14 protein-coding genes and 1 pseudogene are annotated in these 15,644 nt (G+C 57.0%); 10 read left to right on the top strand and 5 right to left on the bottom strand.

Annotated elements, in window-relative coordinates; all coding sequences use genetic code 11:
- Nucleotides 1-174: 174 nt before the first annotated feature.
- Entirely contained in the window at nucleotides 175-2,856 is a 2,682-nt protein-coding gene (gene glnE, locus PZA18_RS18820; RefSeq protein ID WP_284102417.1) for a bifunctional [glutamate--ammonia ligase]-adenylyl-L-tyrosine phosphorylase/[glutamate--ammonia-ligase] adenylyltransferase, read from the top strand.
- 307 nt (nucleotides 2,857-3,163) lie between these two features.
- Nucleotides 3,164-3,511 (top strand): helix-turn-helix domain-containing protein, encoded by a 348-nt coding sequence (locus PZA18_RS18815; protein WP_284102416.1) that lies wholly within the window; start codon nucleotides 3,164-3,166, stop codon nucleotides 3,509-3,511.
- Between the two features lie 2 nt (nucleotides 3,512-3,513).
- On the opposite strand, the gene PZA18_RS18810 is transcribed toward PZA18_RS18815, so the two are convergent.
- Both PZA18_RS18810 and PZA18_RS18805 read right to left on the bottom strand, forming a co-directional pair.
- A complete protein-coding gene (locus PZA18_RS18810) occupies nucleotides 3,514-4,200 on the bottom strand; it encodes a hypothetical protein (protein ID WP_284102415.1) in 687 nt (228 codons plus the stop codon).
- A 294-nt stretch (nucleotides 4,201-4,494) separates the two neighbouring features.
- Nucleotides 4,495-4,941: a universal stress protein gene (locus PZA18_RS18805; protein WP_284102414.1), complete on the bottom strand. Its 447-nt coding sequence runs from the start codon at nucleotides 4,939-4,941 to the stop codon at nucleotides 4,495-4,497.
- A 421-nt stretch (nucleotides 4,942-5,362) separates the two neighbouring features.
- Here PZA18_RS18805 and PZA18_RS18800 point away from each other — a divergent pair, with 421 nt between their 5' ends.
- The 6 genes from PZA18_RS18800 (at nucleotide 5,363) to PZA18_RS18775 (ending at nucleotide 8,867) form a co-directional block, all read left to right on the top strand.
- Nucleotides 5,363-5,791, top strand: a complete 429-nt coding sequence (locus tag PZA18_RS18800; protein WP_284102413.1) for an acyl-CoA thioesterase — start codon at nucleotides 5,363-5,365, stop codon at nucleotides 5,789-5,791.
- Between the two features lie 10 nt (nucleotides 5,792-5,801).
- A complete protein-coding gene (locus PZA18_RS18795) occupies nucleotides 5,802-6,215 on the top strand; it encodes a tellurite resistance TerB family protein (protein WP_284102412.1) in 414 nt (137 codons plus the stop codon).
- Between the two features lie 197 nt (nucleotides 6,216-6,412).
- The gene (locus PZA18_RS18790; RefSeq protein ID WP_284102411.1) at nucleotides 6,413-7,267 is read left to right on the top strand and encodes an AAA family ATPase; all 855 of its coding nucleotides are present in this window, start codon (nucleotides 6,413-6,415) and stop codon (nucleotides 7,265-7,267) included.
- Nucleotides 7,268-7,381: 114 nt separating this feature from the next.
- Nucleotides 7,382-8,212, top strand: a complete 831-nt coding sequence (locus tag PZA18_RS18785) for a DNA glycosylase AlkZ-like family protein (protein WP_284102410.1) — start codon at nucleotides 7,382-7,384, stop codon at nucleotides 8,210-8,212.
- Nucleotides 8,118-8,510, top strand: coding sequence for a DNA glycosylase AlkZ-like family protein (locus PZA18_RS18780; protein ID WP_284102409.1), 393 nt, complete (start codon nucleotides 8,118-8,120; stop codon nucleotides 8,508-8,510). The genes PZA18_RS18785 and PZA18_RS18780 overlap by 95 nt, the downstream gene beginning before the upstream one ends.
- Nucleotides 8,511-8,531: 21 nt before the next feature.
- Entirely contained in the window at nucleotides 8,532-8,867 is a 336-nt protein-coding gene (locus PZA18_RS18775; protein WP_284102408.1) for a hypothetical protein, read from the top strand.
- Here PZA18_RS18775 and cobA read toward each other — a convergent pair.
- Genes cobA through PZA18_RS18760 form a run of 3 tightly spaced genes read right to left on the bottom strand, consistent with a single transcriptional unit; the run spans nucleotide 8,854 to nucleotide 11,851 of the window.
- Complete coding sequence (gene cobA / locus PZA18_RS18770) at nucleotides 8,854-9,621, bottom strand: uroporphyrinogen-III C-methyltransferase (protein ID WP_284102407.1); 768 nt, start codon at nucleotides 9,619-9,621, stop codon at nucleotides 8,854-8,856. The genes PZA18_RS18775 and cobA overlap by 14 nt on opposite strands.
- 60 nt (nucleotides 9,622-9,681) lie before the next feature.
- A complete protein-coding gene (locus PZA18_RS18765; RefSeq protein ID WP_284102406.1) occupies nucleotides 9,682-10,191 on the bottom strand; it encodes a DUF934 domain-containing protein in 510 nt (169 codons plus the stop codon).
- Nucleotides 10,184-11,851 carry a nitrite/sulfite reductase gene (locus PZA18_RS18760; protein ID WP_284102405.1) on the bottom strand — a complete coding sequence of 556 codons (1,668 nt, stop codon included), beginning with the start codon at nucleotides 11,849-11,851 and terminating at the stop codon, nucleotides 10,184-10,186. The genes PZA18_RS18765 and PZA18_RS18760 overlap by 8 nt, the downstream gene beginning before the upstream one ends.
- A gap of 527 nt (nucleotides 11,852-12,378) precedes the next feature.
- Here PZA18_RS18760 and pepN point away from each other — a divergent pair.
- Nucleotides 12,379-15,030 (top strand): aminopeptidase N, encoded by a 2,652-nt coding sequence (gene pepN, locus PZA18_RS18755; protein WP_284102404.1) that lies wholly within the window; start codon nucleotides 12,379-12,381, stop codon nucleotides 15,028-15,030.
- A gap of 452 nt (nucleotides 15,031-15,482) precedes the next feature.
- Nucleotides 15,483-15,644, top strand: a pseudogene (locus tag PZA18_RS18750) (transposase); the annotation flags it as partial.

Below are 15,644 nucleotides of genomic sequence, written 5' to 3'. Positions count from 1 at the left end.
AAAGGCTATTGTAACGTATCGTTGTAGAGAACCGCGTCCAGGCGGCTTGCCAGCCGCCGGCATACGACGCCTATGCAACGAATTCCTCTCGCGACGGCCCCGGCCATGCCAGATGACCGTCCCAACATCAACCCAATAGAGCCCGAATCAGTCCCCCAGTTCCCCGGAGTTGCCATGTCTCATTCCCTCGCCCCCGCTCTGGCTCACAGCCGCTACCTGCAACGCCTGTTCGCCCAGAACCCGACGCTGGCTGACACCACCCTCAGCCAGATGTCACGCCCATTCCTGCGTGCTGAAATGGACGAATGGTTAAGCCAGCGCCCATCTCAAGACGAAGCCGGGTTGAAAGTCAGCCTGCGCCTGCTGCGCCAGGCTGTCATGGCCAGATTGATCGGTCGCGAGCTGGCCGGGTTATCGGATCTATACGAGGTCATGGCAACAACCAGTGATCTGGCGGAAGCTGCCATTGCCGCCTGTCTCAAACTGCTGGACCAGCCGCACGAGCGTTATGGTCAACCCATCGGAGCGGACAGCGGCACCACGCAACGCCTGATCGTTGTTGGCATGGGCAAATTGGGCGGACGCGAACTCAACGTATCGTCCGATATCGACCTGATCTTCGTTTACCCGGAAGACGGCGAAACCGACGGCCCGCGCCCTGTTTCGAACCATGAGTATTTCTCGCGCATCGGCAAGCAGCTGATTGCCCTGCTGCACGATCCGACACTGGATGGCTTCGTGTTCCGGGTGGATATGCGACTACGCCCGTATGGAGATTCCGGACCATTGGTGTCATCGTTTGCCGCGCTTGAAAACTATTTCTATACCCAGGGTCGTGAATGGGAGCGCTACGCCTGGATCAAGGGCCGGCCCTTATCTGGCGACCAAGAAGGACTGATGCAGATCGTCCGGCCATTCATTTATCGAAAATATCTGGATTACGGCGCCTATGGCTCGATGCGAGACCTGCACGCACAGATTCAGCGAGAAGTAATCCGGCGTGATCTGGCCGACAACATCAAGCTTGGGCCGGGAGGAATCCGCGAAGTCGAGTTCATCGCCCAAGTCTTTCAACTGATTCGAGGTGGACGCAATCGCGCGCTGCAGGTGCGCCCCACCCAGCCTGTGCTGGCCGAGCTGGCCGAGCAAGGGCTGATCGGGCAAGAGATGCGTCAGGAACTCAATGCGGCCTACGTCTTTCTGCGGAACCTGGAACACCGCCTGCAATATCTGGACGACGCTCAGACCCAAACCTTGCCTGGCAACGACGAAGACCGGCAACGCATTGCCCACAGCATGGGCTGCTCCAGCTGGCAGGATTGCCTTGGCGCGCTTGATCAACATCGTTCGCGCGTCTCTCGCTATTTCGAGCAGGTGTTCATGCTGCCTCAGGCGGATGGCGAATCGGTGCATCCGCTGACCGGCCTCTGGCTGGATATCCAGACCACTGACCACGCCACACACCGCCTCAAGCAGCTTGGCTACGCCGAGTCAGCCGAAATGCAACGCCAATTGGCCGCGATTGCCAGCAGTCATCGCTACCAGACACTGGGCGACAAAAGCCGCCGCAAGATCGACGCACTCATCCCCCCGCTGATCGAAGTCGCAGCCAGCTTCAGCAACCCGGATGCCACACTGACCCGCATCCTGCGCTTCCTCGAAACCATCAGCCGACGCGAAGCGTATCTGGCCTTGCTGACCGAGCACCCACAGACCCTGCGCCGTCTGGCCAGCCTCTACAGTGCCAGCCCTTGGGTATCGGACTACCTGAATACCCATCCTATCCTGCTGGATGAACTTCTCGACGCCAGAATTCTCTATTCAGCACCCGACTGGCCAAAACTGGCCGCGAACCTCCGTAGCGAACTCGAAGCTCACGCGGGCGATGCAGAAGCGCAGATGGATTTGCTGCGCCACTTCCAGCACACCCAGATATTCCGTCTGGTTGCTCAGGATCTGGCAGAACACTACACCGTCGAAGCCTTGTCCGATCAGCTATCAGCGCTGGCAGACCTGATGCTTACGCTCAGCATCGAACGTTGCTGGGCTGAGCTTCCCAGCAAGCATCGAGAACATCCGAACTTCGCGATCATTGGTTACGGCAAGTTAGGCGGCAAGGAACTTGGCTATGGCTCTGATTTAGACTTGATCTTTATCTACGACGACACCGCCCCCGAAGCAGCCGAGCAGTACGCAAGACTAGCCAAACGGATTAACAACTGGCTCACAACCGCCACCCCCGCCGGTCAACTGTATGACATCGATCTGCGGCTACGTCCAAACGGCGCATCCGGATTATTGGTCAGCAGCATTGAAGCCTTCTCTCACTACCAGCAGAAGGAGGCTTGGGTATGGGAGCATCAAGCATTAACCCGAGCTCGTTATGCGGCCGGAGATGTAAATGTTGGTGAACGATTTGAAACAATCCGGCGCGAGGTCCTGATGCAGAAACGCGACCCCGAGCAGCTGGCAGCCGAAGTGTTGTCGATGCGCAACAGAATGCTAGCGACGCATCCACCGCATCCCACCGACATAAAGCATGTCAGAGGCGGAATCGTGGACGTCGAATTCATTGTGCAGTATCTGGTGCTGGCCCACGCAGAAGCGGCGCCAGATCTGACGCGCAATAGCGGTAACATCGCGTTGCTGGGTACCGCCGTAGATCATGGCCTGATTCCCGCCAAGCTTGGTTTAGAGGGACAAACGGCGTATAGGGAATTTCGTCGTATTCAGCACACACAGAGGCTGGACGGTACATCTGTTGTATTGACCACGCAGCCAGTTATCGCCGGGCTACTCCATTCGGTGCAGGAACTCTGGCTGCATGTATTTGGTCAGGATGCACTACATGGATAAACTCTTTCAGGATATGACAAGTCTGTTTGAAGTCATTTTGAAAGTCCAACTTGCTTTTGAAGTGTGACATAATGAAGTAATATTAGCGCCCGCTAAAACAGTAGCTTACGTGTATCGACAGCTGTAGTTCTTCAAAATGGCTAAGCCAATCATTTCAAGCTTTTACAATTCAAAAGCCAGAATCTGTTTGTCATAGCTTGAATGGTGTTCTACGATGACGCTCACAATGACAAATAACTGTAGGTGACACCAAAGACCGGGTGTCGCTGACAACGCGGGCATAAGTTTCAAACTGAGGGATCGACTGATGAAATTGTTCGAGAAAGTACTGAACCCTAGAGACATCCGCAGAAGGTTGGGACTAAACCAACAAGAATTCTGGACGAAGATCGGGGTAACGCAGAGCGGCGGCTCGCGCTATGAGAGCGGCCGTAACATGCCAAAACCTGTGCGCGAGCTATTACGGCTCGTTCACGTAGAGCAACTCGATTTGACCCGCGTAAAGCGGGAAGACTTCGAGATTATCGACTATTTGCGCGATAACCATCCTGACCTCTACAAGAGCCTGCAAAAGGCGGTAAAGGCCCGCATGGAAGCCGCCAAAGCACAAGCAGCTCAGAATCCGCCCGCCCAGCACGAAGCCGGGCAAGACTAAGCTCAGGGCGATAGCCGCACGGCAAGGCCCAGCGATTCGATGCGCTGGGCCAAGCTTCTCATCCAGGCTTCTGGCGCCCGCCCCAGCCTTGGTGCTTCCGGTTGCGTTGAAGCTCGCGCCAAACCATAGAGCAATACCCCCTCCAGTTTTCCTCCTGCTACTTTGGCTGCTTGCACTAGCTCCAGGTAATCAGTGATTTCCTGCTCTGAGGGTAGCCATCCATCCAGCTCGAACATACAGGTCTGCACCCATGTGCGGCAGACTTGCGAGGCGGCAATCAGATGCCGGAGTACAGCGGAACGCGTCAATGCCACCTGATTGACCACAGACAACGTCCCGTCCGGTACCCGGTCAAGCTTGTACCAGACCTCCCCGTTCAGATTAGACATTTCAGACAACGAAGCTTGAATCACCGGCTTGTGTAACTGGCTGCCATTGGTAATCAACACGGTCTTTACCGATTCATCCAGCCCAAAACTTGCCCGCGATGCTGCAATTATCCGAATGACATCCGAAAACTCATGACTGGTTGTCGGTTCGCCATTACCCGACAACGCAATGTCATTGAACCGCCGCACACCTTCGGGCACATGACGTTGCATGAAGTCACCATGCAGCAAGGCCTGCAGAGCGGAATGCAGCTCATGCTGCAGCAATTCGAGATCAATTGCAGGTGCGTTTCCTCTCACAAGGTCAGGCACCTGGCAATAGATACAACGCCAATTACAGGCATTGTTAGGGTTCAGATTGATACCCAGAGATACCCCGCCTGCCCGTCGCGATACCACGGGATACACATATCGCAAGCCGGCAATATCACGGCGATGATCATTGACATCCAGTGTTTCAGTTACAAGTTGAATCGTTTCAGCCACTCTCTACCCATTCTGCCCTGTCTGCCGCCGAAAACCGCTACAGAATCCCGGTAGCGGCGATGATCCATGCATCAGCCGCACCTTGATAATCCTGAGTCCAGCAGTTTTTCAGCGATTACTTCGGTTCAGCAGGACTGGCACTGGTGCATGCCGGACGACGCCTTCGGCAACGCTTCCCAGCAGCAGATGGTCCAGGCCAGTCCAACCATGTGTGCCCATCACAATGATGTCTGCGCGCCAGAGCTTGGCTTCATCAATGATAGCCTGAGAGGTTTGCCCTCCCCATATCTCCAGCAAGCCCATATCTGGCTCAATGCCAGACTCTCTGACAATAGCCGCTGCCGCGTCCAGTATTTTCTGGCCGCTTTGGCGCAAGCTGGTTTGCAATTCACCCACATCAACGAACTCGGCACCTCCCCAGGAGAACTGCGCGAGGTCGATGACATGCACCAAACGGATAGTGGCATGTTGCTCCTGACAGAATCTTACCGCCTCTCCCAATGACTGCCGCGATGTATGACTATCATCGACAGGAACCAAAATACGCTGGTACATGGCAAACCTCCTGATTAATGCCGCTTGAGCACTGCAGGGCCTTTCAAACCGCCACAAAAATTCTGCGCAGCGTCAAACCGGACAAGCACTGAAATCCATTCGTTTTTGATCTCGCGCGCCCAACTCATCATCGTAACTCTCCTGTATAGCTCAGCTCAGACAACCAAGAGCCCAATACCCTGTCCGACAAGATGAGCCTGCGGCGATGACTCTGGGTAGGCGCCTGTTCAGTCTGCCACGCTGAGCCCCCACATCGTTTGGCTTGGATCAAGCACACAAACCGTCCGTTCCCGATACAAATCGCCTTTCTGCATGACGCATTCTCCCGAAAGCCACCGCGTTGCCAAGCCAGAGAGGCCGGCATACACTCGCCAGTTCCGTTAACTGTCTCGTTCGCAGCATGGCCCGGTTGAAACTAGTAATGCCCGATAGCTACCCATTTCGTACCGAGATGGAGATCCAGATCGGCCTGATCAACTATGGCGGGCACTTGGGCAATGACTCAGCCCTTACGCTGGTCCACGAAGCCAGAATGCGCTTCCTGCGGGCTCTTGGTTTTTCCGAGCTCGATATTGCCGGCAAGGGGATCATCCTGGCGGATGCCGCGCTGGTTTTCAAAGCCGAAGCCTTCTGGGGCGAGAAGTTGTCGGTAGGGGTTGCAGCCATCGATTTCAACAAGTACGGTTGCGATCTCTACTATTGCTTCGAGAGTCTGGAAAGACAGCGCGAAGTGCTCCATGCCAAGACTGGCTTGGTGTTCTTCGACTATACCGTGCGAAAACCTGTGGGAGTGCCGCCCGAATTTTCGGCGGCCTTGAACGCCTATACCCAGGAAAGTGATCCAAACTAGGAGTCAGTGCATGAAAAAATATGCCCAGAATAGCCCCGAAGCTGCTGCCAGATTGCTGGTCATGCTGATGGTCAGCGACGGCAATATGGATCCGCGAGAACTCGACGAAATCGAGCACCTGCACATCTATGAAGCGCTGAACATCTCGCGCAAGCAGTTCATTCAGGTCTTGCATGACTATTGCAATGATCTGTCAGATGAAGCAGATGAAAGCGGCCAGATTCACCTGATTGACCGACAGCGCATTGATGATCTACTCGATACCGTGGTCGATCCGAAACTAAGGTTGTTGGTTGCCACGCTGGCGCTGGATCTGTGCAAGGCAGATGAAGATATTTCCGACGCCGAAATGGCCATCTATGCCCATATGCTGGATCGCTGGCATCTCACGCTCGATGATATCGAAGCCACTTTTGCCCGCTGAGAACGCAAACAGCCCGATACGAGAATCATGAACCGGGCCCTGCCGCCCGTTCATGATCTTGGCTCACACGCAACCGCTACCATACTGGCCGAAACGCGCCGCGCTGGATGAGCGGGGCCGACCTCTTCATCGGCCGTTGCCGCTCCCCCCCCTGCTCCGTACAATCGGCAGCCTGACTAACGCAGGTAGCCATCATCATGTCGTCTCCCCGTTTTGCAGGCAGTGACCGTTACGTCGCGACCGCCGATCTCACCATGGCCGTCAACGCCGCCATGACTTTGCAACGCCCCTTGCTGATCAAGGGTGAACCCGGTACCGGCAAGACCATGCTGGCCGAGGAAGTCGCCGCCAGCCTGGGTCTGCCGCTGATTCAGTGGCATATCAAATCTACCACCAAGGCTCAGCAGGGCTTGTATGAATACGACGCGGTATCACGCCTGCGTGATTCGCAGCTCGGTGATCCCCGCGTCTCGGACATCAGTCAATACATCGTCAGGGGCAAGCTATGGGAAGCCTTTGAATCAGAACAACAAGCCGTTCTGCTGATTGATGAAATCGACAAAGCGGACATCGAATTCCCTAACGACCTGCTACGCGAGCTGGACCGGATGGAGTTCTATGTCTATGAAACCCGCCAGACAGTCAGTGCTCACCACCGGCCCGTCATCATCATCACCAGCAATAACGAGAAGGAGCTACCCGATGCCTTTTTGCGGCGCTGCTTCTTCCACTACATTCGCTTCCCCGATAAAGCCACCATGCGCGACATCGTGGCCGTCCACTACCCCAAGCTCAAGGAAGAGCTGCTTCAGGAGGCCATGGATCTATTCTTCGCGATTCGCGAGCTACCCGGCCTGAAGAAAAAGCCATCGACTTCTGAGCTGCTCGATTGGCTCAAGCTGCTGCTGGCCGAAGATGTGCCACCCGAAGTACTGCGCAACGCCGCCAGCGATGCGGCGTTGCCGCCACTATCGGGCGCCTTGTTTAAAAACGAGCAGGATCTCTCACTGTTCGAGCGACTGGTCAAGATGGTCAAGGCCCGCCAGCACTGATCACGCCCCTCCCCATCCAAACTGGCTGCTCCAGGTTCTGTTGACGTTGGGTTCACAGTCGCAAACCTAACGTCAATAGAACCAGGCTGCCGGCACTCTTTGACAAGCCCCCTCATGACCAGCCCGACTCTGGCGACCTTGCGTCGTTATGCCATCAGCCGCAGTTTGTTTACCCCTACAACACTCCCCGAAGCCATCCAGCGCCTGGGTTTTGTTCAAGCAGACCCGATTCGGGCGCCGGCACGCGCCCAGGATCTGATCTTGCGGCTACGGGTAAAAAACTACCGCGATGGCGATCTGGAACGACGCTATCCCAAACTGGATGTCGAAGAAGACGTGCTGGTCAACTATGGCTTTTTGCCCAGACAGCACCAGCAATGGCTGCATCCAAGGCAATTTGAGGGCAATACGCGGGCCGAACACCACGCGCCGGAGCTGGCGGAGGCCGTGCTCTCGCACGTACTTGAACACGGTCCGACTCATCCACGCGACCTCGAAGCCAAGTTAGGCAGCCAGACCTATGCCAACTATTGGGGCGGGCGCTCCAATGCCACAACTGGCCTGCTCGACAGCCTGCACTATCGTGGTCAGCTGCGGGTGGTAAGGCGCGACAAAGGCACGCGCGTCTACGGTCCTGCCAAGCTCGCGCATCTGGCGGAACTCGGCCTGAGTCCGGAACAGCAATTGGCTGGCGCAGCCCGTTTGATTCTGGCGCTCTACGCCCCACTGCCCGAGGCGAGTTTCAAGCAGTTGCTGCAAATGCTGCGCTATGGCGCCCCCCCAATTGCGCCACTTGCTGAAGAGCAAGTCAGACTGGGTCAGGCGCTGGCAGGACGAGGGCTGGTTGGCAATGATCGAATTGGAAGGGACTCGCTGGTTGCTGCCACAAGCAGAGGATATGGCAGGCAGCATCCGGCAGCAGGTCAGGCTATTAGCCCCATTTGACCCCATCGTCTGGGACCGCCGGCGCTTTGCCCTGTTCTGGGGCTGGGACTACCGACTGGAAGCCTATACGCCGCCCGAGAAGCGGCAGTTTGGCTACTACGCATTACCCGTGCTGTGGGCAGATCAGGTCATTGGCTGGGCGAATCTCAAACAGAACGCAGGACGACTGGATGCGCAACTCGGGCATGCACAGACAATCAAGCGGCAGGCCAACTTCGAGCAGGCTTTGGGAGTCGAACTTGAGCGCTTTGCCCGGTTTCTTGAACTTGAAGGCGTCGGCAAGGTCGAGATGGCATAGGCCATCGGAAAAGAGGAAGAGATGAATAAAGTGACCGCCCTCGGATTGGCCGTGTTGACGGTGAGTGCAACGGGGTTTGCCGCTGCAGACAGCGAACCTATGCAGAACGCCGCGCCGGTCTACCATCCGCACCGCCCGCCCGTCTATCGTCCACCCTACAAGCCAGAGCCCCTACCTCCAACCCAGCAGGAGCTGGAATTGCGGGCACGCCAGGACATCTACCTGCGCACGCAAATCGAACGGGCAGCTGCGGACGGACGACTGAAGTCCATTGAGGCACAAACCGCCGATCAGACTGATCCCAACAAGTCGCGACCACAAAAGCCCGGCACACCGGTAGAGATCACGCCACGTTAGACCAGCACTTGTCCTCGCTAACCCTGATCGCTGCGGCAGCTCGATAAACCTCACCGATCATCAAAATGGCTGGGCCGCTGAGATTCCAGCCGGCCACATCTGCCAATTCTGCCAGCGTCAGCTGCCACTGGCGGGATGTTGGCAAGGAAGCATTCTCCACAATCATCAGCGGCCGATCAGCACGCATGCCCCCAGCCAGCAGCGCCGCCGCCACTTCCGCCGCCTGTTTCACGCCCATATAGAGCACGGCCGTATCGGCCGCGACCACTGGCGCGACCCAGTCAGCCGGACTTTCACCCTGCCCCACCCGCGCCGTGGCAAACAGAACATTGCGGGCCAAACCACGGCTAGTCAGCGAAACCCCGGCATCTGCACTGGCTGCCAAAGCGGCGGTCACTCCGGGTACGACTTCGCAGACCACGCCGGCAGCCGTCAACTCGGCCAGCTCTTCCTGCGCCCGGCCGAACAGCATGGGGTCGCCCCCCTTCAGGCGGACAACGCAGGCATGCTTGCGGGCGGCATCCACCAACATTTTGTTGATGAAGCGTTGCTGCGTCGAAGCCTGATCGCAGCGCTTTCCCACTGCAATCTGCTCGGCCTGCGGGCAATAGGTCAGCATCTCGGGCTGGACCAATGCGTCATAAAATACGATGTCGGCCTGCGCCAACAGTCGCATGCCGCGCACGGTGATCAGATCCGCCGCACCGGGACCCGCACCAACCAGATACACTTTGCCAAGTGACGAAGCTGTCATGCCCGGATCTCCTCATGCATCAAGCAATCCCCGCGAATGCGACGAATACCGGCACTCACCTCAACGTCTCCGGAACAAAGGCGCAGGCTGATCCACGCTGTTCTGATACGCGTCATCAAAGTCATCCAAGCCCTTGGCCGCTTCTTCAACGTCTTTGTCCGCACGTATTTCGAAGGCGTCGAAACCACAGCGTCGCAGGTAGTTCAAGGTATCTTTGAAGACGTCTCCGACCGCCCGCAGTTCACCCGTAAATCCATAACGCTCCCGCAGCAGGCGACCAATGCTGAAACCCCGTCCATCGGTAAAGGCTGGGAAGTCAACGGCAATGATGGCCAGCCTGACTGCATCCGCCCCCAATGCCTCGGGCTCGTCGTCCGGGGCAAACCAGATACCGACATCATCACGCTCAAGCAATTCGTCACGACGCTCCAGCCATTGTTTGAGCGGCAGCAAGGTGTGGCCTGGCACGGCATCATCGCCAGCTTCTGCGACCCGTATCCAGTGATTCGCAACGATTTCACGATGTCCGCTCGCCCGATCGAGCCGGATAATGTGGGGATGCTTACCCATGCGCACGCTCCTTCTGATACACGCGGGCCTTGAAAGGCTCAATGCCCAGGCGGTCAAACACATCGATGAAGCGTTCGTCAGCTAGACGTTGCTCGACATAGACATCAATGATTTGTTTAATCACTGCCGGAACATCATCCTGCGCGAAGCTTGGTCCGATAACCTTACCCAGACTCGCCGCGTGCCCCTGACGCCCACCCAGCGATATCTGATACCACTCCGAACCGCTTTTATCGACGCCCAGAATACCGATGTGACCAACATGATGGTGGCCGCAGGAATTCATGCAGCCTGAGATATTGAGGTCGATCTCGCCCAGATCAAACAGGTAATCTTCCTCGTCGAAAATGCGCTGAACACCCTCTGCAATCGGGATGGACTTGGCATTGGCCAGATCGCAGAAGTCCCCCCCTGGACAACAGACGATGTCGGTAATCAACCCAATATTCGGTGTGGCAAAACCCAGCTTTTTCGCCGCATCCCAGACTGCCGCCAGATCGCTTTGACGAACATCGGCCAGAATCAGGTTTTGCTCATGGCTGACACGGACTTCCCCGAATGCATAACGGTCGGCCAGATCAGCCACGCCATCAAGCTGATCTGCCGTGGCATCGCCCGGTGCAATACCGGTGCTCTTGAGCGACAGGGTAACTGCGGCATACCCCGGTTGCTTATGCGCAAACACATTGCGCTGTACCCAGCGGGCAAACGCCTTGTTCTCGGCTTTCAGCTGCAGAAAACCTGCGTCATCCCCGGCCAGGCGTTCATAGGCGGGTGCGGTAAAGAAAGCGGATACGCGGTCGATTTCGGTCTGAGTAAGCGTCATCGGCCCATCTTGCAGATGCTGCCATTCCGCCTCGACCTTGGCGGCGAAGGCTTCTGGTGTCATGGCCTTGACCAGAATCTTGATACGGGCCTTGTACTTGTTATCCCGGCGCCCATAGCGGTTGTACACCCGCAGGATGGCATCGAGATAGCTGAGCAGATGCCAGCGTGGCAGGTATTCGCGAATCACCGAACCCACCATCGGCGTGCGCCCGAGGCCGCCCCCGACAATCACCTTGAACCCGATTTCTCCCTGCGCATCGGTCACCATATGCAAGCCGATGTCATGTACCCAGCTGGCAGCCCGGTCTTCCACCGAGCCACTGACGGCAATCTTGAACTTTCGCGGCAAGTGCGCAAATTCGGGATGAAAGGTGGACCACTGGCGAATCAATTCACACCAGGGGCGCGGATCAATCAATTCGTCGTGAGCAACACCTGCGAATTGATCGGTGGTGGTATTGCGAACGCAATTCCCCGAAGTCTGGATCGCATGCATCTGCACCGTGGCCAGCTCCGCCAGAATCTCTGGCACGTCTTCCAGCTTCGGCCAGTTGTACTGGATGTTCTGACGGGTCGTGAAATGGCCATAGCCCCGGTCGTATTTGCGCGCAATCTCAGCGAGTTTGCGGACCTGGTCACTGCGCAAATGGCCGTAGGGAATCGCCACCCGCAACATCGGTGCATGGCGCTGGATATACAGGCCATTTTGCAGGCGCAGGGGGCGGAATTCTTCGCCGGTCAATTCGCCGGCCAGAAAGCGGCGAGTCTGGTCGCGAAATTGCGCCACGCGTTGGTCAACGATCTTCTGATCGTAATCATCATATTGATACATCTGCATCCCTCTTTACGGGTTGCATGGCCAAAGCAGAAGCCTGCGCCATGCGAGAGCACCGACTATATCAATCAGGCTATATGAAAAAAACGAATATTTCTCTATATGAGACTTGCAGTTTCTTTATATACGCCCACGTCAATCTAACAATCGACTGGCGGTAACATGCTTGCGCAATGCTGCGACGTGCCAAGTTTTCACAATCCGGAAACGCTATAATGCGGCGCTTTCCCAGGCACTGCTAACCCTCTTTTAGGGATCGCGTTTCGCCGGAAAGCCGCCTGGAGCAAGGCACAGGGCACGCCGCATAGTCATTCGATGCAAGCGTTCTGTCACGCGGCGCCAGGCCGTTTTCCGACGAAACGCGATCCAAAAACAAAACGTCAACAGCGCCTGGACAAGAATACGGGCCAGACAACCGCCATCCATTGGTGATGACGTAGAAAGTCCGGCCCTCAGACCACACCGGCAGCGACGGTCACCCACGCCGCAGAGCCTTTTTTGTACCTGTCGCAACGAGACACACCATGAACAAACGCGATTCGATAGCCCCACAGCCTATCCTCCTGCGCGACTACGTCGTGCCGGCTTTTCTGCTCGACCGTGTTGACCTGACCTTTGAGCTGGACGAAACCTCCACACGCGTCAGCTCACGCCTGGTATTGCACCGCAATCCAGACCACCCGGTCTCCGATGCCGACCTGGTTCTGGACGGCCACGAACTGATGCTTGAATCGGTGTTGCTCGATGGCGAGCCGATGTCCACCGACCGCTACGATGTGGATGATGAGTCGCTGACCATCAAAGGTTTGGGCGAGTCGGCCATTCTGGAAATCACCACCCGTATCGAGCCCCAGAAAAACACCAGCCTGATGGGTTTGTACAAATCGAACGGTAACTTCTTCACCCAGTGCGAGGCCGAAGGCTTCCGCAAGATCACCTACTACCTCGACCGGCCCGATGTCATGACCCGGTTTACCACCACCATCATTGCCGATCGCAGCAAGTACCCGGTACTGCTGTCGAATGGCAACCGGGTTGGTGAAGGTCAGTACGATCGCAACCGCCATTGGGTCAAGTGGGTCGATCCTTTCAAGAAGCCCTCTTATCTGTTTGCACTGGTTGCTGGCAAACTCTCCTGCCTGCAAGACAGCTTCACCACCCGTTCCGGTCGAAAAGTGGCACTGGAAATCTATGTCGAGCCGCAGGACCTGGAGAAATGCCATCACGCGATGGAGTCGGTAAAGCGCTCGATGAAGTGGGATGAAGACGTCTACGGCCTCGAATACGACCTCGACAGCTACATGATCGTCGCCGTCAGCGACTTCAATATGGGCGCGATGGAAAACAAGGGCCTCAACATCTTCAACACCAAATACGTGCTGGCCCGCCCTGAAACCGCGACCGATGCCGACTATATGGGGGTCGAGGCCGTGATTGCCCACGAATACTTCCACAACTGGACCGGCAACCGCGTCACCTGCCGCGACTGGTTCCAGCTGTCGCTGAAAGAGGGCTTGACCGTCTTCCGTGATCAGGAATTCACCGCCGACATGACTTCGCGTGCGGTCAAGCGCATCGACGACGTACGCACCCTGCGAACTGCCCAGTTCGCAGAAGATGCCAGCCCGATGGCCCACCCGGTCCGCCCAGACTCTTATATCGAGATCAATAACTTCTACACGGTCACGATTTATGAGAAGGGTGCCGAAGTTGTACGCATGTATCACACACTGCTTGGCGCCGAAGGCTACCGCAAGGGGATCGACCTCTACTTCAAGCGCCACGATGGTCAGGCCGTCACCTGCGATGACTTCGCCGCCGCGATGGGTGATGCCAATGGCTTCGACTTCACCCAGTTCAAGCGCTGGTACAGCCAGGCCGGCACCCCGGTGGTCAAAGTCGTCAGCCAGTTTGATGCTGCGAATCAAACCTACACACTGGACATCAGCCAGACCTGCCCACCGACCCCCGGCCAGCCGGAAAAACTGCCATTCCACATCCCGATCGCACTGGGCTTGCTGGATGCCGCAGGCGCAGAAATTCCACTGCAATTGGCAGGCGAAGCCAGCCTGCAGGGCACAACCCGCGTGCTGCAGTTGACCGAAGCCAGCCAGCGTTTTGTCTTTACCGGTATCTCGGCACAGCCCACCCCTTCACTGCTGCGCGGTTTTTCGGCACCGGTGAAGCTGGACTACCCGTGGACCCGCCAGGAACTCGCCTTCCTGATGGCGCATGACAGCGATTCATTCTGCCGCTGGGAAGCCTCGCACACCCTGATCCGCGAAGTGCTGCTGGAACTGATCGCTGCAGCCCGAGCAAGCGAAACCTTGAGCCTGCCAGGCGAGCTGGTTGATGCCATGCGCCGCGCCCTGCTGGACGAAGCCGCAGACCCGGCCCTGATCGCGCTGATGTTCACGCTGCCTGCCGAAACCTATCTTGCCGATCAGGTCGATGAAATCCATCCCGATGCCATCCGCACGGCACGCGAGTACTTGCGAGTCGCGCTGGCCAAGGCACTGCGCAGCGAGTTCAAGCACACCTATGCACGCTTCTGTGGCGCCACGCAGGCGTATCGCTATGCGGCAGTCGATATTGCCAAGCGGGCCCTCAAGAACGTGTGCCTGGGTTATCTGACCAGTCTGGATGAGCCTGCATTCATTGAGCTGGCTCAGACCCAATTCCAGCAAGCCAACAACATGACGGACAGCCAAGCCGCGCTGGCAGCTCTGGTGGAGCTTCCGCAAGGCGCCACGGCGTTGGCCGACTTCGCCAACCGCTGGCAAGACGATCCGCTGGTGATGAACAAGTGGTTTACGCTGCAAGCCATGGACAAGCGGGCCGACGCGCTCGACCGGGTACGGGCCCTGCAACAACACCCGGCCTTCCAGATCACCAATCCGAACAAGGTTTACGCCTTGCTGGCAACATTCTGCTCATCCAATCTCGCAGGTTTCCACCGTGCGGATGGCGCCGGCTATGCATTCGCGGCTGAGCAGATTCTGGTTCTGGACAAGCTGAATCCACAGGTTGCCTCGCGCCTGGCCCGCAGCTTCAACCGCTGGAAGAAACTGGAGCCCACACGCCGGGCCCAGGCTAAAACTGCGCTGGAAAAGCTGGCTGCGCACGCCGATTTGTCCCGCGACGTCTTCGAAATCATCTCAAAGAACCTGGCCTGATCCAGGTGTATCAGGCAATGGGCCACTCGCCCATTGCCTGAAAATTCCCGGAGGCGCGGATTGCGTCATGGCGACCGTACAACGGCCCATTTCACTGCGCCAACGGACCTCCTCGTCACAACAAATAATGCGTCGCCAAGGTCATAGCTGGCCTGGGCTCCGTTGATGTTTTGTTTCCGGTCGCGCGGGGCCCGGCCCGGAGGGTTTCGCCGGATTTGGGCCTGCTGCGGTGTTGACTGCCAGGCTGTTGGATTGCATAGCAAGCCGTATAGCCTGTGCGCCCAAATGGAAAACGCTTGCTTAGCCCACTAAGCGGCGCGTTGTTCTCCTAGCATCTGGCCCAAATTCGACGAAACGCGATCCGAAAACAAAATGGCAACAGAGCCTAGATGGTGTCGTCACGAGTTAGGATTTAGTCGAATAAGAGTATTTTGCGATTTATAAGGATTGACATGAGCAGCACCCACCGGCATGACATCATGCGACACCACTTGGGCCTTGCTGTCCCCTCATCTTCCGGGCCAGGCAGGTCAGTGGGGAGGCGTAGCCAAAGACAACCGATTGTTTATCAATGCTGTGTTCTGGATTCTGCGCACTGGAGCCCCCTGGCGAGA

Source organism: Parachitinimonas caeni (assembly GCF_030129945.1).
In the GTDB taxonomy this organism is placed as follows: domain Bacteria; phylum Pseudomonadota; class Gammaproteobacteria; order Burkholderiales; family Chitinimonadaceae; genus Parachitinimonas; species Parachitinimonas caeni.
Note: the sequence above shows the minus strand (reverse complement) of the source record. Positions and strands in the feature narration are given on the sequence as shown.

Excerpts from the sequence above, each read along its gene's own strand:
- PZA18_RS18785 (WP_284102410.1), top strand. The coding sequence starts at position 7,382 with ATGACCAGCCCGACTCTGGCGACCTTGCGTCGTTATGCCATCAGCCGC.
- PZA18_RS18815 (WP_284102416.1), top strand. The coding sequence starts at position 3,164 with ATGAAATTGTTCGAGAAAGTACTGAACCCTAGAGACATCCGCAGAAGG.
- PZA18_RS18790 (WP_284102411.1), top strand. The coding sequence starts at position 6,413 with ATGTCGTCTCCCCGTTTTGCAGGCAGTGACCGTTACGTCGCGACCGCC.
- cobA (WP_284102407.1), bottom strand. The coding sequence starts at position 9,621 with ATGACAGCTTCGTCACTTGGCAAAGTGTATCTGGTTGGTGCGGGTCCC.
- PZA18_RS18795 (WP_284102412.1), top strand. The coding sequence starts at position 5,802 with ATGAAAAAATATGCCCAGAATAGCCCCGAAGCTGCTGCCAGATTGCTG.
- PZA18_RS18765 (WP_284102406.1), bottom strand. The coding sequence starts at position 10,191 with ATGGGTAAGCATCCCCACATTATCCGGCTCGATCGGGCGAGCGGACAT.
- PZA18_RS18775 (WP_284102408.1), top strand. The coding sequence starts at position 8,532 with ATGAATAAAGTGACCGCCCTCGGATTGGCCGTGTTGACGGTGAGTGCA.
- PZA18_RS18805 (WP_284102414.1), bottom strand. The coding sequence starts at position 4,941 with ATGTACCAGCGTATTTTGGTTCCTGTCGATGATAGTCATACATCGCGG.
- glnE (WP_284102417.1), top strand. The coding sequence starts at position 175 with ATGTCTCATTCCCTCGCCCCCGCTCTGGCTCACAGCCGCTACCTGCAA.
- PZA18_RS18800 (WP_284102413.1), top strand. The coding sequence starts at position 5,363 with ATGCCCGATAGCTACCCATTTCGTACCGAGATGGAGATCCAGATCGGC.
- PZA18_RS18780 (WP_284102409.1), top strand. The coding sequence starts at position 8,118 with ATGATCGAATTGGAAGGGACTCGCTGGTTGCTGCCACAAGCAGAGGAT.
- pepN (WP_284102404.1), top strand. The coding sequence starts at position 12,379 with ATGAACAAACGCGATTCGATAGCCCCACAGCCTATCCTCCTGCGCGAC.
- PZA18_RS18760 (WP_284102405.1), bottom strand. The coding sequence starts at position 11,851 with ATGTATCAATATGATGATTACGATCAGAAGATCGTTGACCAACGCGTG.